Below are 20,048 nucleotides of genomic sequence, written 5' to 3' on the forward strand. Positions count from 1 at the left end.
AATGAAAAACACCTTAATAACCATTGTTGGTGCTACCGCAATCGGAAAAACAGCATTAAGTATAAAACTTGCACAGCATTTTAATTGCAGTATTATTTCTTGTGATTCTCGTCAGTTTTTTAAAGAAATGAGCATCGGAACTGCAGTTCCTTCTTCGGAAGAATTGGAAGCTGCGCCACATCATTTTATTCAAAATAGAAGTATTTTTGATAACTATTCTGTCGGTCAATTTGAAAAAGATGCACTCGCTAAATTAGACGAATTGTTTACTGAAAATCCTGTGCAAATTATGGTTGGCGGTAGCGGTTTATATATTGATGCCGTTTTGAAAGGCTTGGATTATTTCCCTGAAGTCGATGCTAGTATCAGAGAAAAATTAACCCAAGAACTTGAAGAAAGTGGCATCGAAAAACTTCAAGAACAACTCAAAGAACTCGATATTGAAACGTATAATTCCATTACTATTGATAATCCGCATCGAGTAATGCGTGCTTTAGAGGTTTGTATTGGTAGTGGAAAAACATACAGTTCTTTTAAAAATAAACCCAAAGCACCTCGTAATTTTGAAGTTATCAAAATCGGTTTAACTGCCGACAGACAAATTATGTACGACCGAATTAATAAACGTGTTGATATTATGTTAGAAAATGGTTTGCTTGAAGAGGCTAAAAAAATGCAACCTCATAAAGATTTAACCGCATTAAAAACTGTTGGATATCGCGAATTATTTGAATATTTTGAAGGGAATTTTACCAAAGAATTTGCCATTGAAGAAATTAAAAAAAATACCCGCCGTTTTGCAAAACGACAAGGAACTTGGTTTCGTAGAGATACCCAAATTAATTGGTTCGATTTTCAAGATGATATTCAAAAAATTATTACTTCTTTAGAAGATAAAATATAAAAATCGAATCCGTCAACCTGAATTTAGTTCAGGTTCTCATCATAATTTGCCGTAGTTACCTCTTTTAATGCGATGCTGAAATAAATTCAGCCACAAGGCATATCAAAACTTTTTTCACTGATGGATAAAAAATCTAAAGACTTGCAATTACAATACGAAGGCTTTTTAAAAACACCTTTTCTATGGAACGGATTATGGAATATAAAAGATGAAAAAAATATCTTTGACTTACAACAATTTGAAATAAATGCTACAAAAACAGCCTCTTTTTTAGTAGAAATTACAAAAATACCACGCTTAGGAAAATTAGTCGAACGGTTTGTTTCTTTTGAATTTCAACAAGATAAACGCCTTAAAATATTAGTCGAAAACATCCAAATTCAACAAGAAAAAATAACCCTTGGCGAACTAGATTGCTTACTTTTAAAAGATGAAAAACCAATTCATGTAGAAATAATTTATAAGTTTTATTTATATGATACTTCAGCAAGTAATACAGAAATTGAACGCTGGATTGGTCCTAACAAACAAGATTCTCTAGTTCAAAAATTAACCAAACTTAAAGAAAAACAACTACCACTACTCTATTCTGAAGAATGTGAAAACTACTTAAAAACACTAAATTTAGAGGCTAAAAACATAGCACAGCAACTTTATTTTAAAGCACAATTATTTGTTCCATTAAAAGATTATGGAAAAGAATTTCATCAAAAAAACAACAAAAAATATTCTTTAATTAATACCGATTGTATTATCGGTTTTTATGTTACTTTACTTGAATTAAATCAATTTAAAGATTGTAAATTTTACATTCCAACAAAACATAATTGGCTCGTAACACCTCACACAAACATTAATTGGCATACTTTTAATGATTTTATTACAAAAATAACACCCGTTTTAATAGACAAAAAATCGCCACTTTGTTGGTTGAAAAAAACAAATGGCGAATTATTGAAATTTTTTGTTATCTGGTGGTAACTGCCTATTTAAAATATAAAAATAGTCTTTCAAGCAAAAAACCCTAGCCCCGATTGAAGCAATTGTTTGAGCTCCTTTTTTGATTTTTCTTCAAAAAAGAGCGAGTGCGGAAAGCGGGAAATAGCTCCAAAAAATAATCGCTAAAAACTCCCTTTTTTAGGAAGAACTTTTACCAATCTTTTTCTTGATGTTATAAAATAAACACCCGTTAAAAGTACCATAGAAGCAATAACCGATTGTAGCGTTAACGTTTCATCTAACAATGCCCAACCTAAAAATAACGCTATTATCGGGTTTACATACGCCGATGTTGCAACCTTTTCAGTAGCCACAACTTTTAACAAATAATTAAAAGACGTAAAAGCAACAATACTTCCCAAAATAATTAAAAATAACATCGCTCCCTGAGTTTTTTGTGACCAATTTAAAGGCGATGTCCACGTTTCTTTAAAAACTAAACTCGATATCGCCAATATAAAACCTGCGACTAACATCTGATAACCTGTGCTTACTAAATGATTTTTTGGTAAATCAGCTTTTGATACAAATACACTTCCGTAACTCCAACTCAAAACACACGTTAAAATCATGAAAATCCCTAAAACACTGCCTTCTGAAGTAGTGATTTCCTGCTGACTAACCAATAAATACATCCCTATTAAACCTAATAAAACACCTATCATTGATTTTTTTTGCAATCTTTTCCCGTCAATTAAACGCAGTAAAAATAACACAAATAACGGTTGTGTCGAAGCTAATAAAGCCGCAAAACCACTATCGACATATTTTAATGCCCAGACAAAAACACCGTTTCCATACACCAAAAATAAAAACCCTGCAATTCCTGAATTTACAAACTGATTCTTAGTGATTTTTAACGATAATTTCATAGATTTAGCCAGTATCATAATTAAAATTCCCGCTATTGAAAAACGTATCGACGCTAAAAATAATGGCGAAATTTCTGTTACCGCTATTTTATTAAACAAATAGGTAGAACCCCATATAATGTATATCGAAAAAAAAGCAGCTATAATTAAAAATTTTGAATTTTTCATCTTTTGAATATTTTAAATATTTTTCACATAAAATAAACTATTATTTGAATTTTTCAGAAAAAAAATAAAAATATTTTTAGTTGATAAAATTTAACAAATTATACTTTTGAAAGTGCTTTAATTGTGTCCGAAAAAAGTATGGTTTCCCTTGGTTTTAATGCTGAAATATTTTTCATCGCTGCTGCTATTGTTTCTGCTTTTATATTTTTATATTTCGCCAATTTCCCTATTAAAAAAGGATTGATTATTCGGGCAATACAATTCCCTAAATCTTCCGCAAAACGAGTTTCAGTACGATTTCCTTTAATTAAAGAAGGACGTAAAATATAGGTGTTTTTAATATTTTGAGCTAAAACAGCTTGCTCCATTTCACCTTTTGTTTTATTATAAAAAACACTACTTTTTTCATTCGCTCCCATAGCTGATATTACGACAAAAAAAGGAATATCATTTTCTTTGGATAATTTTGCAGCAGCAACAGGAATACCGTAATCAATGTTTTTATAACGTGTTTTATCTTTCGTTTTTTTCGCTGTAGTGCCGATACAACAATATACCTCATCAGCAAAAAAATCTTCTTTAAAATTTTCTAACAACAGTAAATCACCTATAAACTCTTTTACTTTTAGCGACGCTTTTCCTGTTGATTTTCTTGTAAAAACTTTAATCGTTTTGTAATTTTCATCGGCGATTAACTTATCTAATAACAAACCTCCTGTTAATCCTGTTGCTCCTAATATAATTGCTGTTTTCATCTTTCTTATTGCTTAAAATTAATTGAAAATTATTTTAAAGATATTATTTACACAAAAAAACCACCAATATTTGGTGGTTTTTAAGATACTATTTTAAAATGAACTTTCGTACTATTTTTATTTTTATACAAGTGTTTCTAAATAATGACTTTCAATAGCATACGCTTCTTTTAAACCTGCTATTTTAGCATCAATTTTAGATATATCGTTCTTTTTTATTGATTTACTTGCTACTAACATTACATTTTTACGCGTATGTTCGTTACTTATAAATTCAAAAACTTTGGTATTATAATTACTTTTTTCTAAAATTAACGCACGAATCGTATCTGTAACCATTTCAAACTGACGTTCTTTAAAAATTCCGTATTTTAATAACGGGCTTTCTTGCTCTTTTCCTTTTACTTGCTGACGAATTTGTTTATGACAACAAGGCGCACAAATAATCAGTTCTGCTTTTGCTGATAATCCTTTATAAATAGCATCATCAGTAGCCGTATCACAAGCGTGTAATGCTATTAAAATATCAATTTTATTGTTATCATATTCTTGAATTGGCTGTGCTACAAATGATAAATTAGTAAATGCCGATTTTTCAGCAACATCATTACAATAATCTACCAATTCTTTACGTAATTCGATACCTGTAACCGTTGCGCTGTATTTTTTTTGATTTACTAAATAATCGTACAAAGCAAATGTTAAATAGCCTTTACCCGATCCCATATCAACAATATTAATATGTTTTGGTAATTTTGTCGATTTTAATAAGCCTTCAATAATTTCTAAATACTTATTAATTTGACGATATTTATCTGCCATTTTATGAATAACCTTTCCTTCTTTGTCGGTAATTCCTAAATGATGTAAATAACTTCCTGCTTCGGCTAAACGCTCTTTTGGTTTATCGTGTGTTTCGGGTAATTTATGCTTAAAACTAGCGGCATTTACTCGATAAGAAACTAGTTTTCTTTTAGATATAAATATCAATAAATCTTTAGATAATGTAAACAACGTTGCTGCTCTAAAATTATCCATCAATAAAATTTCTATTTCGGTAATAGCTTCAGAAATCGTATAATTTTTAACCTTATCATTTGTATTATAATGATACGTAAATTGAAACATTTCTGTTTCTTTTATTTTTACCAAACGAACATATACATTTGGCAATCCATCACTTTTTTTGATAGGTTTACTTAACGTTAGTTTTACAAAATTAGCTTCTAAAACGCTTTCGTTTAAGGTATCTTTTAATTGTTGAAATTCATTCATTTTGCAAAAATACTATAAATCATTTAATTCCTTTCTTTTAAAACTGCTTCAATTTCACTTAACGTAAAACCTTTTGCTTTTAAAAGAATTACAATATGATAAAATAAATCGGCAGCTTCATTTTTAAATAAATCAGCATCATTATCTTTTGCTTCAATAACAAGCTCTACAGCTTCTTCTCCAACTTTTTGAGCAACTTTATTAATTCCTCTTTTATACAATTTATTTGTATATGAAGTTGGATGATCCGTATCAATTCTATCAGAAACAATACGTTCTAATTCATATAAAAAACCTTTTGGAGTTTCATCTGCAAAGCAAGAAGTCGTTCCTTTATGACAAGTTGGTCCTGCTGGTATTGCTTTTATTAAAATAGTATCGTTATCGCAATCGATTTGAATATCTTTTACTTCTAAAAAATTACCAGACTCTTCGCCTTTTGTCCATAACCTACTTTTGCTTCTGCTAAAAAAAGTAACTTTTTCAGTTTCTTTTGTCTTTAAAAAAGCTTCCTCATTCATATACCCTAACATTAAAACTTGTAATGTGGTATCATTCTGAATTATTACAGGTACTAAACCGTCTCCTTTTGTAAAATCTATATTCATCGTACTGGTATATTTTGTTCTTTTAAGTATTGTTTAAGTTGTGGTACTGGTATTTCAGCAAAATGAAAAATACTTGCTGCTAAACCTGCACTAGCTTGTGTTTTGGTAAAAACATCTTTAAAATGGACTTCTTTACCTGCTCCTCCTGATGCTATAACTGGAATATTAATTGCACTACTTACAGAGTTAGTTATATCAATTGAAAAACCTGCCTTAGTTCCATCACTATTCATCGAAGTTAGTAAAATTTCACCTGCTCCTAATTTTTCTGCTTCTTTAGCCCAAGCAACTGTTTCTAATTCAGTTTCGTTAGTACCTCCTTTTGTAAATACTTTCCATGTATCATTTACATGTTTTGTATCAATAGCAACCACCACAAACTGACTTCCAAATCTGTTTTTTAAATCGGTAATTAACTGCGGATTTTTTACTGCCGATGAATTAATACTCACTTTATCTGCACCTGCTTTTATTAAAGCTAATGCATCATCAACAGTACTAATTCCACCTCCAACAGTAAAAGGAATGTTTATTTCTTGTGCTATTTTTTCAACTAAATCAACTAGTGTTTTTCTGTTTTCTAGAGTAGCTGTAATATCTAAAAATACTAATTCGTCAGCGCCATCTTTTACATATTGTTTAGCTAATTCTATCGGATCACCAGCGTCTTTAATATCAACAAAATTAACACCTTTTACAGTTCTTCCGTTTTTAATATCTAAACAAGGTATTATTCTTTTTTTTAACATAGCTTTTGTAATTCTTTTAAGCTGATATAACCTTCGTAAATAGCTTTTCCTAAAATAGCGCCTTCACAACCTATTTCTTTCAACTCTATTAAATCGTCAATACTAGCAACACCTCCACTAGCAATTAAATTTACATCGCTTTTACTTAAAATTTCTTTATATAAATCTACAGAAGCACCTTGTAACATTCCATCTTTAGCAACATCTGTACAAATAGTGTTTTTTACACCTATTTGTTCGTACTGTTTTATAAAGTCAACAACATCTACTTCTGATGTTTCTAACCAACCATGAGTTGCTATTTTTCTGTTGATACAATCGGCACCTAAAATAATTTTATCGCTACCATATTTAGTTAACCATCCTGTAAAAATATCAGGATTTTTAACAGCAATACTACCTCCAGTTATTTGACTAGCTCCGTTTTCAAAAGCAATACGTAAATCTTCATCAGATTTTAATCCACCACCAAAATCAATTTTTAAATTAGTTTTAGCTGCAATTTGTTCTAATATTTTATAATTTACAATATGTTGCGATTTAGCACCATCTAAATCTACTAAATGTAAATACTCAATTCCGTTGTCTTCAAATTCTTTGGCTACTTCAACAGGATTTTCGTTATATATTTTTTTGGTTGCGTAATCACCTTTTGTTAAGCGTACACATTTTCCATCAATAATATCTATGGCAGGTATAATTCTCATTTTCTTATTTTATAATTCTAAAAAGTTTTTCAATAAATTTTCACCAATACTTGCTGATTTTTCTGGGTGAAATTGCATCGCATAAAAATTATCCTTTTGCATAATTGAACTAAATGGCTGTATATAATTACAGGTTGCTATGGTTTGCTCACAAACTTCTGCATAATATCCGTGTACGTAATATACATCATCATTACTATTTAAATTTTTGATGATTTTTGATGATTTAATTTCAGCAACTTTAATTTCTGAAAAGTTATTCCATCCCATGTGTGGTACTTTTTCTAAAGGCGGAAACTTTTTTGTAACCGTATTAAAAATACCTAAACATTTTGTATCTCCTTCTTCTGAAGACATTCCCATAAGTTGTAATCCTAAACAGATACCTAATACGGGTTGGGTTAGCGATACTAAAAGTTCGTCTAATTTACGTTCTTTTAAATATGCCATTGCCGAACTAGCTTCGCCAACACCAGGAAAAATTACTTTATCGGCTTGTTGTATTTCAGCAGGGTTATCTGTTATAATACTATCGTACCCTAAACGAGTAATAGCATTTTGAACAGAGCGTATATTACCTGCATTGTATTTTATAATTGCAATCATATTAATTATGAATTATAGCGTTCCTTTGGTTGATGGTAAAATCATTTTACTACTATCTCTTTTTACAGCAACTTTTATTGCTTTTGCAAATGTTTTAAAAATAGCTTCAATTTTATGGTGTTCATTATCACCTTCAGCTTTTATATTTAAATTACATTTTGCGCCATCGGTAAATGATTTAAAAAAGTGAAAAAACATTTCTGTTGGCATTTTACCTACCATTTCTCTTTTAAAATCTGCTTCCCAAACTAACCAATTTCTACCTCCAAAATCGATAGCTACTTGCGCTAAACAATCATCCATTGGCAAACAAAAACCGTAACGTTCTATTCCTAATTTATTACCTAAAGCTTTGTTAAAAACTTCACCTAAAGCAATAGCAGTGTCTTCAATTGTGTGATGTTCATCAACTTCTAAATCTCCTTTCACTTGAATATCTAAATCCATTTGCCCATGACGTGCAATTTGATCTAACATATGATCGAAAAAATCAATTCCTGTACTAATCTTACTTTTACCTGTTCCATCAAGATTTAATTTAATATCAATCTTAGTTTCATTGGTATTTCTAACAATTGCAGATGTTCTTTCTTCTAGTTTTAAGAACTCATAAATAGCATTCCAATCGCTACTTTCTAAGGCGATAAAATCATCTAATTCACTTCTTTTAACGGTAATTTCATCAGTACCTAAAAAAGTTTCATCATTTATATAAATCCCTTTTGCTCCTAAGTTCTTTGCTAACTCAACATCTGTTAAACGGTCACCAATAACAAATGAATTTGCTAAGTCATATTCTTCCGAAAAAAACTTTGTTAACAAACCTGTATTTGGTTTTCTTGTAGGCTGATTATCTTTAGCAAAAGTGACATCAATAATTTCTTCTGAAAAAACAATTCCTTCTTCAGCCAATGTACGCATTACAAATTTATGTACAGGCCAAAAAGTATCTTCTGGATACACTTCTGTTCCTAATCCATCTTGATTTGTAACTAAAACCAATTCGAAATCTAATTCTTTAGCTATTTTGCTTAATCCTTGAAATACCTTCGGATAAAAGGCTAATTTTTCGAATGAATCTGTTTGTTCGTCTGCTGGTTCTTTAATTAAAGTTCCGTCTCTATCTATAAATAATACTTTTTTCATGTGCTGATTTTTAATAAAAATACTCCGTTAATTTATTTTTGAAGTGATTATTATTAAATTGATTTTAATGCTGTGATTAATCGTTTATTTTCGTCTATACTTCCTACCGTAATTCGTAAACAGTTATCTACTAACGTATTTCTGTTTCTTGTAATTATTTTATCGGCTACTAATTTATTGTAAATTACATTTGCATCCGTTACTTCTATCAGAATAAAATTAGCTTCGGTAGGATATATTTTTTTAACTAATTTAATATCGCTTAACGCTTTTATCAACGTTTCTTTTTCGTTGATAATACTATTTTTATTGATTTCAAACTCGTCTAAATTACCTAACGATTTCAGCACCGCTTCTTGATTTAAAGTACTAACATTATAAGGTGGTTTTACTTTATTATACAAATCGATAACCGCTGAATTTGCGTACGCCACTCCTACTCTAGCCCCAGCTAAACCCCAAGCTTTGCTAAAAGTTTGGCTTACAATTAAATTTGGATATTTCTCTAATTTAGTACTATAAGAAGCTCTTGAACTAAAATCAATATAAGCTTCATCAATTAGTACTACTCCATTAAAATTCTCCAATATATATTCAATCGTTTCATCATCGAAACAATTACCCGTTGGATTATTTGGCGAACAAATAAATATAATTTTCACTTCTTCCATATCTAAATATGGTTGTAGTTGATTTAAATTTATTTGAAAATCATTTAATAACGGTTGTTTAATCAACTCAACATCATTAATACCTGCAGAAACATCGTACATACCATAAGTAGGCGAAAATGTTAAGGCTTTATCTTTTCCTGGTTCACAGAAAATTCTGAATGCTAAATCAATTACTTCATCACTACCATTTCCTATAAATATTTGATTTTCATCAACTTTCTTAAGTACTGATAATCGTTCTTTAATTTTTATTTGCCTAGGATCTGGATACCTATTTAATGTTCCAAAAGGGTTTTCATTAGCATCTAAATATACTTCTGCAGCTCCTTTAAATTCATCTCTTGCTGATGAGTACGCCTTTAATTTCTGAATATTTGGGCGAACTATTTTATCTAAATTAAACATTTTCAATATCTTTTAATCTTAAAGTAACAGCATTTTTGTGTGCTTGTAAACCTTCGGCTTCGGCCATTAATTCTATTGCTTTTCCGATAGTAGCTATTCCTTGTTTTGTTACTTCCTGAAAAGTAATTTTTTTGATAAAACTATCTAAAGAAACACCGCTATAATTTTTAGCATATCCGTTTGTTGGCAACGTGTGATTTGTACCACTTGCGTAATCACCTGCACTTTCACAACTATAATTTCCTAAAAATACCGAACCTGCATTGATTATTTTATCAATATATATTGATGCATTTTCAGAAGCAATAATTAAATGTTCTGGTGCATATACATTACTAAAGTCAATCATTTCATCTGAAGAATTTAAAACAACTACAAAACTGTTTTCTAATGCTTTTTCAGCTGTTTCTTTTCTCGGTAATTCTTTTACTTGCTTCGCTACTTCGGCAAGTACATTTTCTGAAACCTCTAATGAAGTTGTTACTAAAACTGCTTGACTATCTGCTCCATGTTCTGCTTGCGATAATAAATCAGCAGCTACAAATGCAGCATTTGATGTTTCATCAGCAATAACCAAAACTTCACTTGGTCCTGCTGGCATATCAATAGAAAGCCCTTCTTGCTGAACTAATTCTTTCGCTTTTGTTACATACTGATTTCCTGGGCCTAATATTTTATACACACTAGGAATAGTTTCTGTACCGTACGCCATTGCTGCAATAGCCTGAGCTCCACCAACTTTAAAAATTTTGGTAACGCCAACTAATGCCGCCGTATATAAAATTGCAGGGTGAACTTTTCCTTCTTTATTTGGAGGCGTACACAATACGATTTCTTTACAACCTGCTATTTTTGCAGGAATTGCTAGCATTAAAATTGTTGAAAATAACGGAGCAGAACCTCCAGGAATATACAAACCTACTTTTTCGATAGCAACACTTTTACGCCAACAAGTAACACCTGCAGTAGTAACTACTTTTTTCTCTTCCTCTTTTTGAGAATTATGAAAAACTTCAATATTACTTTTTGCTAACTGAATTGCTTCTTTTAACTCCGAACTAACTAATTTATCAGCTTCTTCAATTTCTGTAGCTGTTACTTCGAAAGAAGAAATTGCTACTTTATCAAATAATGCTGCATATTTTGTTAATGCTTCATTTTTATTTATTTTGACATCGTTTAAAACACTTTGAACAGTTTCTTGTAAACTATTTTCGTTAAAAGTTGCTCTTTTACAAAGAGATTTCCAATCTTTTCTTTGAGGATACTGTATAATCTTCATTTTGTTATCTTTGCTTTTTAAACAACCATTTTTTCAATAGGACACACTAAAATACCTTCAGCTCCATTCTTTTTAAGTTCGTCTATAACCTCCCAAAATTCATTTTTATCTAAAACTGAATGTACAGAACTCCAACCTTTTTCTGATAATGGTAAAACTGTAGGACTTCTCATTCCTGGTAAAATGCTAATAATTTTTTCTAATTTATCGTTAGGAGCGTTTAATAAAATATATTTAGAACGTCTTCCTTTTAAAACCGATTGAATTCTGAATTGTAATTTATCTAAAATTTCTTGCTGTGATGCTTCTAATTTTGGAGAAACCGCTAAAACAGCTTCCGATTTTAAGATAACTTCTACTTCTTTTAAGTTATTTTTAAATAATGTAGATCCGCTTGATACAATATCACAAATACCGTCTGCCAATCCAATATTTGGAGCAATTTCAACAGAACCGTTAATGATGTGTAATTGAGAAGTAATATTTTTTGATTTCAGAAAATTTTGAACTGTATTCGGGTATGATGTTGCTATTCTCTTATCTTGAAAATAAGATAATCCTGTGTATTCATTACCTTTAGGAATTGCTAAAGATACTTTACACTTAGAAAAACCTAATTTTTCAATGAACTCAATATCTCCTCCTTTTTCAATTAATAAATTTTCACCAATAATAGCAATATCGACAACACCATCTTTTAAATATTGAGGAATATCGCCATTTCGAAGATAAAAAACTTCTAAAGGAAAATTACTTGCTACGGCTTTTAATTGGTCTTTTCCATTATCGATAGAAATACCACAATTTTTTAAAAGACTTAATGAATCTTCGTTTAATCTTCCTGATTTCTGAATTGCAATTCTTAATTTGCTCATTTTTTTTATTAATTTAATTTGAGCAAATTTTTAACGTGTAGTTTACTTTATTTTTTAAAAATAAAAAACCCGCTTGATTTGCTCAAACGGGTTTAAAATATATGTTGTTTTTAGTCAATACATCTTTAGTTCGCCTGAGTGCAAATATGAGAATGATGATGATGTAATTGATTAAAATTCATGTTCTTATTTTGATAATACAAATATTTGTCTTTTTTTTTTATTTCACAAGGAAAAGATTAAATTTAAACAAATTACCTTTAAATGTTAATTATTAATTACTTTATGAAAAATTTAATCAAAATTAAATTTCACCTCAAAATTTACAAAATTTTTATTGTTAGATACTTAAATAAATTCAGTATAATAGTTTTAATTTAAATCAATACTAAAAAACTCGTTAAACCAAAAAACCACCTAAAAATAGGTGGTTCTTTATATAAAAATTTTAAAATTTAATTTAAAAATTATGCCTTAAATTGAATCTTACGCATACGTAAGCTTTCAGGAGTAACTTCTAAATATTCATCAGCTTTAATATATTCCATGTTTTCTTCTAAAGAGAAATCAATTTTCGGAGCAATTTTCATAGCGTCATCAGTACCAGATTTACGCATGTTTGTTAATTGCTTTCCTTTAATTAAGTTTACAGCCATATCGTCAGATTTACTGTTCTCTCCAATTACTTGACCAATATAAATTTCTTGATTTACATCAATAAAAAACTTACCTCTATCTTGTAAACGATTTAATGCATAAGCAGTAGCTTTACCAGTTGCAGCAGAAATAATAGCTCCTTTTACCTCTTCAGTAAAGTCTCCTTTATAAGGACCATACTCACTAAATCTGTGGTTAATAATTGCTTGACCTGCTGTTGCAGTTAAAATTTTATTTCTTAAACCAATTAATCCACGAGAAGGAATAGAGAACTCTAAATGTTGTAAATCTCCTTTAGGCTCCATAATTAATAAATCTCCTTTACGTAAAGAAACTAAGTTTACAGCTTTAGAAGCAACATCTTCTGGTACATCAATAGATAATGTTTCCATTGGTTCATGTTTCTTACCATCTACCATTTTAATAATTACTTGTGGTCTTCCCACTTGTAATTCATATCCTTCACGACGCATTGTTTCAATAAGTACAGATAAGTGTAATACACCACGCCCGTAAACATTAAATTTATCTTCAGAATCGGTCGTTTCAACTTTTAATGCTAAGTTTTTCTCTAATTCTTTAAACAGACGATCACGAATGTGACGAGATGTAACAAATTTACCTTCTTTACCAAAGAAAGGAGAATTGTTAATGGTAAACAACATACTCATAGTAGGTTGGTCAATTTCAGTTCTTGGTAATGCTTCTGGATTTTCTAAATCAGCGATCGTATCTCCAATTTCGAATCCTTCAATACCTGTAATAGCACAAATATCTCCACAAGGTACTTTTTCTACTTGAACTTTACCCATTCCCTCGAATACGTGTAATTCTTTAATTCTTACTTTTTTAGTAGAACCATCAGCTTTACATAACATGTAGTCTTTACCTACTTCTAAATCTCCACGAAAAACACGACCAATAGCGATTCTACCTGTAAAAGCAGAAAAATCTAAAGATGTAATTTGCATTTGTGGCGTTCCTTCGTTGTACTTCGTTGCAGGAATAGATTCTAATACAGCATCTAATAAAGGTACAATGTTATCAGTTTCATTTTTCCAATCAGTACTCATCCAGTTGTTCTTTGCAGAACCATAAATGGTAGTAAAGTCTAATTGCTCTTCAGTAGCCTCTAAAGCAAACATTAAATCAAAAACTTTTTCGTGAACGATGTCAGGAGTACAGTTTTCTTTATCAACTTTATTTACAACTACAATAGGAGTTAAACCTAATTCTAAGGCTTTCCCTAATACGAAACGAGTTTGTGGCATCGGTCCTTCAAATGCATCAACTAATAATAAAACACCATCAGCCATTTTTAATACACGCTCTACTTCACCTCCGAAATCGGCGTGACCAGGGGTATCAATTACATTGATTTTTGTGTTCTTATAGTTTACTGATACGTTTTTAGAAAGAATTGTAATTCCTCTTTCACGTTCTAAGTCGTTATTATCTAACAATAAATCAGTACGTTCTTTACGATCGTCTAATACTTTTGCTTGATCTATAATTTTATCAACTAAGGTTGTCTTACCGTGGTCAACGTGGGCTATAATAGCGATATTTCTAATTGGTTGCATTCTTGGTCTTTATTATTAAAGTTGCAAAACTAGTGTTTTATATATAAATATAATATAAATAGGAAGTTATTTATTTTTCTTTATTGAAATTTTCCTTATTTTCCTCTTCATCTTCTCTAAAAGCAGTTGGTAATATATCTGGAATTAATTTTATTAATAACGGGAGTAATAAAGCACCACCTGGCATCATGAACACTGTAAAAGCGGGTATTGCTTTACAAATATCTAAGGTTTGTTGTTTAATTTTACCTTTTTCTTCATCAGATAATTTAGCTGTAAAAGATTTTTTAATCAAAAAAACTAATTCTTTACTTTCTTCTAGTTCTTTTGCTAAGCGTCTTTTATTAACTTTTATAGCATACTTTATTTCTCCAACTGTATTCATGTTGTTTAATTAATTACATTTAAACTATTATCTAAATATTATTCAAACATTACCTAAAGTATTACTTAAAACAGCATTATTCAAATACTGTTTTAAGTATGTTATCAACTAAAAAAATACAGTATTAATACTACAATTTCCTACGTTTTCTTTCTGTTTTTATCAAATTAAGTTCTCTTGAAGTTTGTCCAGCTACTGAGGTATTTTCTTCCGCTCTACGGATTAAATATGGCATCACATCACGTACAGGACCAAAAGGAACATATTTTGCTACATTATAACCTTCTTTGGCTAAGTTAAAACTTATATGATCACTCATTCCGTATAATTGACCAAACCACATACGATAATCATTTGGTTTAATATTATATTCTTTGGCTAAATCCATCAATAATAATGAGCTTTCTTCGTTATGCGTTCCTGCAAAAATTGCCATATTTTTGTGTTCCATCATAAAACGAACTGCTTCATTATAGTTGTCGTCTGTTGCTTGTTTGTCTTTACATATTGGCGATGGATATCCTTTTTCTTCGGCTCTTTCACGTTCTTTTTCCATGTACGCACCACGCACTATTTTCATACCGATATGGTATCCTTTTTGATGCGCTCTTTGATACAAACCACGTAAATAATCCATACGATCATGGCGATACATTTGTAATGTATTAAAAACAATGGCTTTATCTTTATTATATAACTCCATTAATTCTTCAATTAAATCATCAGCGGCATCTTGCATCCAACTTTCTTCGCCATCAATTAACAACGGAACATCTTTTTCTGATGCTGCTTTACAAACCGTATGAAAACGAGCAATAACTCTTTCCCATTCTATTTTTTCATCAGCAGTAAGTTCTTTTTTTTCTGTTAATTTTTGATACAAAGCGAAGCGTCCAAATCCTGTTGGTTTAAAAACGGCATACGGAATTGCTTGTTTTTCTGCAGCGAAATCGATTGTTTTTAAGGTCATTTTAAGAGCGTTATCAAACTGATTTTCGTCTTCTTTTCCTTCTACCGAATAATCTAAAACACTATGCACATTTCCTTTAGTGTACATTTTTTCAATGTTTGGTAAACAATCATCTTCGGTTACTCCGCCACAAAAATGGTCGAATACTGTTGAACGAATTAACCCTTCAACAGGTAAATGTGCTTTTAACGCAAAATTAGTTACCGCCGTACCAATACGTACCATCGGTTGATTTTGAATCATTTTAAATAAGAAATATGCGCGCTCTAACTCTGAGTCAGATTTTAATTTAAAAGCAGTTTCGGTGTTATTAAAAAGTGTCATTATAGGAAGTCCTGTTATATTTATTTGTCAAACACAAATATAAATCTACTGTATGATATATTTTAATTTTTTCTATTTATTTTTGCTATAAATTTTCAAACAAATTTTCAACAAAAATGACTTCTATTCAAGCCGTAACGTATCCAATTGATTTTAATGAAAAAGGATATGACTCACTATCAACTTTAATCAGTAAAAACAACTACTCAACTATTTTTATATTGGTTGATGATAATACTTTTACGGATTGTTATCCTCGTTTTATATCGCTTTTAGCGACCGATAAAAAAATTGAAGTTATTGAAATTGATGCTGGAGAAGTTCATAAAAACATCGAAACTTGCGTAGGAGTTTGGAATGCGATGACCGAATTAGGTGCCGATCGAAAGAGTTTATTAATTACTTTGGGTGGCGGTGTTATTACAGATTTGGGTGGTTTTGTTGCTTCAACTTTTAAGCGAGGTATTGATTTTGTAAATATTCCAACGACATTATTAAGTATGGTTGATGCGTCTGTTGGCGGTAAAACGGGTGTTGATTTAGGTGTTTTAAAGAATCAGATTGGCTTGTTTGCGAATCCTGAAATGGTTCTTTTAGATCCCGAATATTTACAAACGCTTTGTTCAAGAGAAATTAGGTCGGGAACGGCGGAAATTATCAAATACGGAATGACGCACGATGTTCATTTATATAATGAAATCAAAAATAATGCTTCGTTAAATATTGTTGATTTAATTCCTCGTTCTATCGAAATTAAAAATGATGTTGTTTTAGAAGATCCGAAGGAACACGGCGTTCGTAAGGCATTAAATTGGGGACATACGATTGGTCATGGAATTGAATCTTATTTTTTAGAAAGTGAAGCGAAAGAGCGTTTAACCCATGGTGAAGCAATCGCGATTGGTATTATTTGTGAATCGTATATTTCATCAAAATTACTTGGTTTTCCTGCGGATAAAGTAGCCGATGTTAAAAATACAATTCTAACTATTTACGGAAAAACGCCTATTTTAACCGATGATTTTTTACCAATTTTAAATTTCATGAAGCATGATAAGAAAAATATCGGTGGCGAAATTAACTTTGTATTGTTAGAGGAATTTGAAAAATTCAAAATTAACTGTAAAGTTTCAAATGAATTAATTCAAGAGAGTTTAAAGTATTATACTTCTTAATTATATTTTACAAAAAAACAAGAGATTCGAATCTCTTGTTTTTTTGTTTTATATTGATGTATCGTTATTTTTATATTAAGAAAGTACGATATCTTCTTTTAATTGTTCCACTGTTTTTTTAGACCATGCATTAAGCATCCAGCTTGTTTTTTCTAAGGATGCGATATATCCGCCAATTAAATCAATAGTTCCTTCATCTTCTGCTTGTTCTGCTTTTTTGATAATACAAGTCATTTGAACTAACAAAATTTTATGGTCTGTCAATAGGATATCAATCATATCACTATCGGTTTGAAATGGGCTTTCTTCAGAGATGTTTGATATTTTCAAATACCTACTATATCTACTTATCGGATGATATTGGAGTGTTAAAATTCGTTCTGCGATTTCATCAATTTTGGTTCTAGCATCGCCATACATTTCTTCAAATTTCCCGTGTAATTCAAAAAAGTTTTTGCCTACGATATTCCAGTGAAAATTTCTTAATTTTTGATAATAAATATGATAATCTGCTAACAATTGGTTTAACTCTTTTGCTACGGGTAAAATACTTTCATTCTGCATGTTTAAATAATTCATTTCGTTTATATTTTAGATTAATAATTTATGTACACTACAAAGATAAGTTGTTTACTAGGAGTCGTTTTGCTCATTTAAGATGTTTCCTTGCTCATTTCATTTCTTTTGGTTTTCTTTTGATTTTTAGTTAATTTTCACTTGATTTTTAATCAAAAAAAAGAACGAGATAAGCTTCGTTCTTTTTTTGATTTAATATAAATTTCAGTAGAAATAAGTATCTACTTACTGATGATTATTTATATTATAACTTGAATGTTTCAAAAATGGCATATTCAAGTTTGTTTGATTTTTTATTCTTGTATTCGATTACAAAATTATTATCTTTATCATAATAACCTACGCCATTAAAATCATTTCCTTCTACAACATAAAAGTTATTATTAATTGATTTTATTGCTTTTGTTGAAGTAATATCTTTGTCATTTACTTTATAAGTGATTAACAAGTTATTTTCATCAATAAAGAAGCTATACCGAATTCCTTTATATTTATAATATTTAACGCTTGTTTTTGCATCATAATTTGGATCAAGATCGTTATCAACCATAATTGTTTTTTTAATCGCCACAGGACTTTCGACTCTGTTTTGATTTAACTCATGTTTTTGGTTCGGGTCAAATTTTGTTCTTTGTGATTTTTCAGTTGTAACCTTTACTTTTGTTGTGTAATCGACTCCTTTTTTTGTTGTTTTTTGTGCTTTTTTAACTTCAGTTATTTTTATTATATCCGACTGAGAACTAACGGTTTCAACAATTCCTATTAATAATAAACTAACAATTAAATTTTTCATTTTTAATATTATTTTAAATTACAAGTAATTTTAAATGGTGATGATTAAATGATGTATACTTTTAACATCATTTTTATTAATTTTGATTCATTTTGATTCGTTTTTGTTTTGTTACTATATTTTCTTACGACCTGTAAACAATGATATTACAAAAAGAATTAAAAAGATGAAGAATGCTATTTTAGCAAATCCTGCTGCGGCACCTGCGATTCCTCCAAATCCTAAAACTCCTGCGATTAAAGCTATAATAATAAATGTGATTGTCCAACGTAACATATTTTTATTTTTTAAGATTAATACTTGATTTAAAGCACTTTTGTTGTGCACTACAAAGTTATGGCTAGTTCTAAAATATGTTTTACTCATTTAAGATTTTTCCTTGCTCATTTCATTTTTAGTCGATTTTGATTTGGTTTTGAGTTAAATTTTCATAGGTAAAAAATCAGCTTATTTCAAGCTCTTGTTGTTTATTTTTAAGGTATTTACTTGGGCTGATACCGTATTTACGTTTAAAGATTTTAGAGAAATAGCTTCTACTAGAAAATCCGATTGAATATATAATTTGAGAAATATTTCCATCGGTACTACTGATTAAATCTTTTGCTTTTTCTAGTCTTACGTGTCTAATATATTCAATAACGGTTCTTGAGAATAGCAATTTAAATCCTTCTTGCATTTTAGCTTGTGAGATTCCTATTTCTTCGGATAATTTTTCTACATTATATTCATCTGCAACATTTTTAACAATTCGTTGTGCTATTTTTCTAACAAGGCTAATTTCTTTTTTAGTGAGTGATGTTGTAGGTTTTTCGGCTCTTTTAACGTCGTTATTATGTTGTTGCATGTGTTCGGATAGGATTTGATATACAATTCCTTCTTTTATCAAAATCCGAATAATTCCTTTTAGTTTAATTTCGTTATATTGTTTAATTAGGTTTGCTATTTTCAGGTTATAGGTTCCGTAATGTGCAAAAACGTTTTCACATTGTTTGTCGTAAAACACTTCATATAATTTTTGATTTAAGACGGATGCATCATTTAGGCGTTTATTAATAAATTTAACTCTATTGATTTGTATTAAGTGTATTTGCACTTTTACATTTTTATCAAAATACCCATAATTGTATCCGCCTTCTTTACTTGTAATAATAACGGATTGGTACTCTGCTATTTTTCTTTTTTTATTTTCTCGTTCAAATTGGTGAAAAGTATGCCCTTCTGTGGTGTATACAAAGTGTATTGGATTAAATTCTGAAGCGTCCATTATAAGGGTAATATCATCTAAAAAAACAATATCATATTGCAGAACGCTTCCACCCCATTCGAAATTTAAAAAAGTAATGCTTCCTTTAGCTAAATCACTATCAACGTCTAACACATATTCTCCCCATCTTTCGGTAATAGTACCTCCAATAACGTGCTGTATTTGTTTAACAGTTCCAGCGGTATCAGATGCGGTTATTTTAATTGTAGTCATTTTTTTTTTTTATTACTAAAATACATTATTTATCTTTTAGATAAGTTAAAAAATATGTAATAGTCTTGATTCTTTATTTGTAG

The 20,048-nt window shown here is 29.9% G+C and carries 21 protein-coding genes; 3 read left to right on the forward strand and 18 right to left on the reverse strand.

The genetic code is table 11. The annotated features are described in order from the left end of the window. Window position 1 precedes the first annotated feature (1 nt). Entirely contained in the window at window positions 2–904 is a 903-nt protein-coding gene (gene miaA / locus L0U77_RS09205; RefSeq protein WP_233897164.1) for a tRNA (adenosine(37)-N6)-dimethylallyltransferase MiaA, read from the forward strand. Between the two features lie 120 nt (window positions 905–1,024). Continuing rightward, complete coding sequence (locus tag L0U77_RS09210) at window positions 1,025–1,885, forward strand: DUF1853 family protein (protein ID WP_233897163.1); 861 nt, start codon at window positions 1,025–1,027, stop codon at window positions 1,883–1,885. A 140-nt stretch (window positions 1,886–2,025) separates the two neighbouring features. Here the strand turns inward: L0U77_RS09210 and L0U77_RS09215 are convergent, their stop codons facing one another. From L0U77_RS09215 to L0U77_RS09280, 14 genes are all read right to left on the reverse strand, one after another. Then, a complete protein-coding gene (locus tag L0U77_RS09215; RefSeq protein WP_233884881.1) occupies window positions 2,026–2,943 on the reverse strand; it encodes an EamA family transporter in 918 nt (305 codons plus the stop codon). 98 nt (window positions 2,944–3,041) lie between these two features. Then, the gene (locus L0U77_RS09220) at window positions 3,042–3,698 is read right to left on the reverse strand and encodes an NAD-dependent epimerase/dehydratase family protein (RefSeq protein WP_233897162.1); all 657 of its coding nucleotides are present in this window, start codon (window positions 3,696–3,698) and stop codon (window positions 3,042–3,044) included. 123 nt (window positions 3,699–3,821) lie between these two features. Further along, window positions 3,822–4,973: a class I SAM-dependent methyltransferase gene (locus tag L0U77_RS09225; RefSeq protein ID WP_233897161.1), complete on the reverse strand. Its 1,152-nt coding sequence runs from the start codon at window positions 4,971–4,973 to the stop codon at window positions 3,822–3,824. Window positions 4,974–4,996: 23 nt separating this feature from the next. Further along, complete coding sequence (gene hisIE, locus L0U77_RS09230; RefSeq protein ID WP_233897160.1) at window positions 4,997–5,581, reverse strand: bifunctional phosphoribosyl-AMP cyclohydrolase/phosphoribosyl-ATP diphosphatase HisIE; 585 nt, start codon at window positions 5,579–5,581, stop codon at window positions 4,997–4,999. Next, on the reverse strand, window positions 5,578–6,330 hold the full coding sequence (gene hisF, locus L0U77_RS09235) for an imidazole glycerol phosphate synthase subunit HisF (protein WP_233897159.1): 753 nt from the start codon (window positions 6,328–6,330) through the stop codon (window positions 5,578–5,580). The genes hisIE and hisF overlap by 4 nt, the downstream gene beginning before the upstream one ends. Then, window positions 6,324–7,037, reverse strand: a complete 714-nt coding sequence (gene hisA / locus L0U77_RS09240; protein ID WP_232113202.1) for a 1-(5-phosphoribosyl)-5-[(5-phosphoribosylamino)methylideneamino]imidazole-4-carboxamide isomerase — start codon at window positions 7,035–7,037, stop codon at window positions 6,324–6,326. Before hisA ends, hisF begins: the two co-directional genes overlap by 7 nt. Window positions 7,038–7,046: 9 nt before the next feature. Further along, window positions 7,047–7,643 (reverse strand): imidazole glycerol phosphate synthase subunit HisH, encoded by a 597-nt coding sequence (hisH, locus tag L0U77_RS09245; RefSeq protein WP_233897158.1) that lies wholly within the window; start codon window positions 7,641–7,643, stop codon window positions 7,047–7,049. 12 nt (window positions 7,644–7,655) lie between these two features. Then, window positions 7,656–8,789, reverse strand: coding sequence for a bifunctional histidinol-phosphatase/imidazoleglycerol-phosphate dehydratase HisB (gene hisB / locus L0U77_RS09250; protein ID WP_233897157.1), 1,134 nt, complete (start codon window positions 8,787–8,789; stop codon window positions 7,656–7,658). A 53-nt stretch (window positions 8,790–8,842) separates the two neighbouring features. Further along, complete coding sequence (gene hisC, locus L0U77_RS09255; RefSeq protein ID WP_233897156.1) at window positions 8,843–9,868, reverse strand: histidinol-phosphate transaminase; 1,026 nt, start codon at window positions 9,866–9,868, stop codon at window positions 8,843–8,845. After that, entirely contained in the window at window positions 9,861–11,150 is a 1,290-nt protein-coding gene (gene hisD / locus L0U77_RS09260) for a histidinol dehydrogenase (RefSeq protein ID WP_233897155.1), read from the reverse strand. The genes hisC and hisD overlap by 8 nt, the downstream gene beginning before the upstream one ends. A gap of 17 nt (window positions 11,151–11,167) precedes the next feature. After that, window positions 11,168–12,025, reverse strand: a complete 858-nt coding sequence (gene hisG / locus L0U77_RS09265; RefSeq protein WP_233897154.1) for an ATP phosphoribosyltransferase — start codon at window positions 12,023–12,025, stop codon at window positions 11,168–11,170. Window positions 12,026–12,492: 467 nt separating this feature from the next. Then, the gene (gene typA / locus L0U77_RS09270; RefSeq protein ID WP_233884842.1) at window positions 12,493–14,265 is read right to left on the reverse strand and encodes a translational GTPase TypA; all 1,773 of its coding nucleotides are present in this window, start codon (window positions 14,263–14,265) and stop codon (window positions 12,493–12,495) included. 70 nt (window positions 14,266–14,335) lie between these two features. After that, window positions 14,336–14,650 carry an LETM1 domain-containing protein gene (locus tag L0U77_RS09275; protein ID WP_233899022.1) on the reverse strand — a complete coding sequence of 105 codons (315 nt, stop codon included), beginning with the start codon at window positions 14,648–14,650 and terminating at the stop codon, window positions 14,336–14,338. A 130-nt stretch (window positions 14,651–14,780) separates the two neighbouring features. Next, the gene (locus L0U77_RS09280; protein WP_262909563.1) at window positions 14,781–15,944 is read right to left on the reverse strand and encodes a proline dehydrogenase family protein; all 1,164 of its coding nucleotides are present in this window, start codon (window positions 15,942–15,944) and stop codon (window positions 14,781–14,783) included. 116 nt (window positions 15,945–16,060) lie between these two features. On the opposite strand from L0U77_RS09280, the gene aroB reads away from it, so the two are divergent. Next, the gene (aroB, locus tag L0U77_RS09285; RefSeq protein WP_233901061.1) at window positions 16,061–17,119 is read left to right on the forward strand and encodes a 3-dehydroquinate synthase; all 1,059 of its coding nucleotides are present in this window, start codon (window positions 16,061–16,063) and stop codon (window positions 17,117–17,119) included. A gap of 75 nt (window positions 17,120–17,194) precedes the next feature. Here the strand turns inward: aroB and L0U77_RS09290 are convergent, their stop codons facing one another. From L0U77_RS09290 to L0U77_RS09305, 4 genes are all read right to left on the reverse strand, one after another. Next, complete coding sequence (locus L0U77_RS09290) at window positions 17,195–17,698, reverse strand: Dps family protein (RefSeq protein WP_101917179.1); 504 nt, start codon at window positions 17,696–17,698, stop codon at window positions 17,195–17,197. 241 nt (window positions 17,699–17,939) lie between these two features. Further along, entirely contained in the window at window positions 17,940–18,488 is a 549-nt protein-coding gene (locus L0U77_RS09295; protein WP_233897151.1) for a hypothetical protein, read from the reverse strand. A gap of 114 nt (window positions 18,489–18,602) precedes the next feature. After that, window positions 18,603–18,764: a DUF1328 family protein gene (locus L0U77_RS09300; protein ID WP_101917260.1), complete on the reverse strand. Its 162-nt coding sequence runs from the start codon at window positions 18,762–18,764 to the stop codon at window positions 18,603–18,605. 166 nt (window positions 18,765–18,930) lie between these two features. Beyond that, entirely contained in the window at window positions 18,931–19,965 is a 1,035-nt protein-coding gene (locus L0U77_RS09305; protein WP_233884839.1) for a helix-turn-helix domain-containing protein, read from the reverse strand. Window positions 19,966–20,048: the final 83 nt, after the last annotated feature.

Origin of the sequence: Tenacibaculum piscium (assembly GCF_021390715.1) — a bacterium.
GTDB classification, from domain to species: Bacteria; Bacteroidota; Bacteroidia; order Flavobacteriales; family Flavobacteriaceae; genus Polaribacter; species Polaribacter piscius.

Bases quoted from the DNA above. Each gene is read 5' to 3' on its own strand.
- miaA (WP_233897164.1), top strand. From the start codon at position 2: ATGAAAAACACCTTAATAACCATTGTTGGTGCTACCGCAATCGGAAAA.
- L0U77_RS09210 (WP_233897163.1), top strand. From the start codon at position 1,025: ATGGATAAAAAATCTAAAGACTTGCAATTACAATACGAAGGCTTTTTA.
- L0U77_RS09215 (WP_233884881.1), bottom strand. From the start codon at position 2,943: ATGAAAAATTCAAAATTTTTAATTATAGCTGCTTTTTTTTCGATATAC.
- L0U77_RS09220 (WP_233897162.1), bottom strand. From the start codon at position 3,698: ATGAAAACAGCAATTATATTAGGAGCAACAGGATTAACAGGAGGTTTG.
- L0U77_RS09225 (WP_233897161.1), bottom strand. From the start codon at position 4,973: ATGAATGAATTTCAACAATTAAAAGATACCTTAAACGAAAGCGTTTTA.
- hisIE (WP_233897160.1), bottom strand. From the start codon at position 5,581: ATGAATATAGATTTTACAAAAGGAGACGGTTTAGTACCTGTAATAATT.
- hisF (WP_233897159.1), bottom strand. From the start codon at position 6,330: ATGTTAAAAAAAAGAATAATACCTTGTTTAGATATTAAAAACGGAAGA.
- hisA (WP_232113202.1), bottom strand. From the start codon at position 7,037: ATGAGAATTATACCTGCCATAGATATTATTGATGGAAAATGTGTACGC.
- hisH (WP_233897158.1), bottom strand. From the start codon at position 7,643: ATGATTGCAATTATAAAATACAATGCAGGTAATATACGCTCTGTTCAA.
- hisB (WP_233897157.1), bottom strand. From the start codon at position 8,789: ATGAAAAAAGTATTATTTATAGATAGAGACGGAACTTTAATTAAAGAA.
- hisC (WP_233897156.1), bottom strand. From the start codon at position 9,868: ATGTTTAATTTAGATAAAATAGTTCGCCCAAATATTCAGAAATTAAAG.
- hisD (WP_233897155.1), bottom strand. From the start codon at position 11,150: ATGAAGATTATACAGTATCCTCAAAGAAAAGATTGGAAATCTCTTTGT.
- hisG (WP_233897154.1), bottom strand. From the start codon at position 12,025: ATGAGCAAATTAAGAATTGCAATTCAGAAATCAGGAAGATTAAACGAA.
- typA (WP_233884842.1), bottom strand. From the start codon at position 14,265: ATGCAACCAATTAGAAATATCGCTATTATAGCCCACGTTGACCACGGT.
- L0U77_RS09275 (WP_233899022.1), bottom strand. From the start codon at position 14,650: ATGAATACAGTTGGAGAAATAAAGTATGCTATAAAAGTTAATAAAAGA.
- L0U77_RS09280 (WP_262909563.1), bottom strand. From the start codon at position 15,944: ATGACACTTTTTAATAACACCGAAACTGCTTTTAAATTAAAATCTGAC.
- aroB (WP_233901061.1), top strand. From the start codon at position 16,061: ATGACTTCTATTCAAGCCGTAACGTATCCAATTGATTTTAATGAAAAA.
- L0U77_RS09290 (WP_101917179.1), bottom strand. From the start codon at position 17,698: ATGAATTATTTAAACATGCAGAATGAAAGTATTTTACCCGTAGCAAAA.
- L0U77_RS09295 (WP_233897151.1), bottom strand. From the start codon at position 18,488: ATGAAAAATTTAATTGTTAGTTTATTATTAATAGGAATTGTTGAAACC.
- L0U77_RS09300 (WP_101917260.1), bottom strand. From the start codon at position 18,764: ATGTTACGTTGGACAATCACATTTATTATTATAGCTTTAATCGCAGGA.
- L0U77_RS09305 (WP_233884839.1), bottom strand. From the start codon at position 19,965: ATGACTACAATTAAAATAACCGCATCTGATACCGCTGGAACTGTTAAA.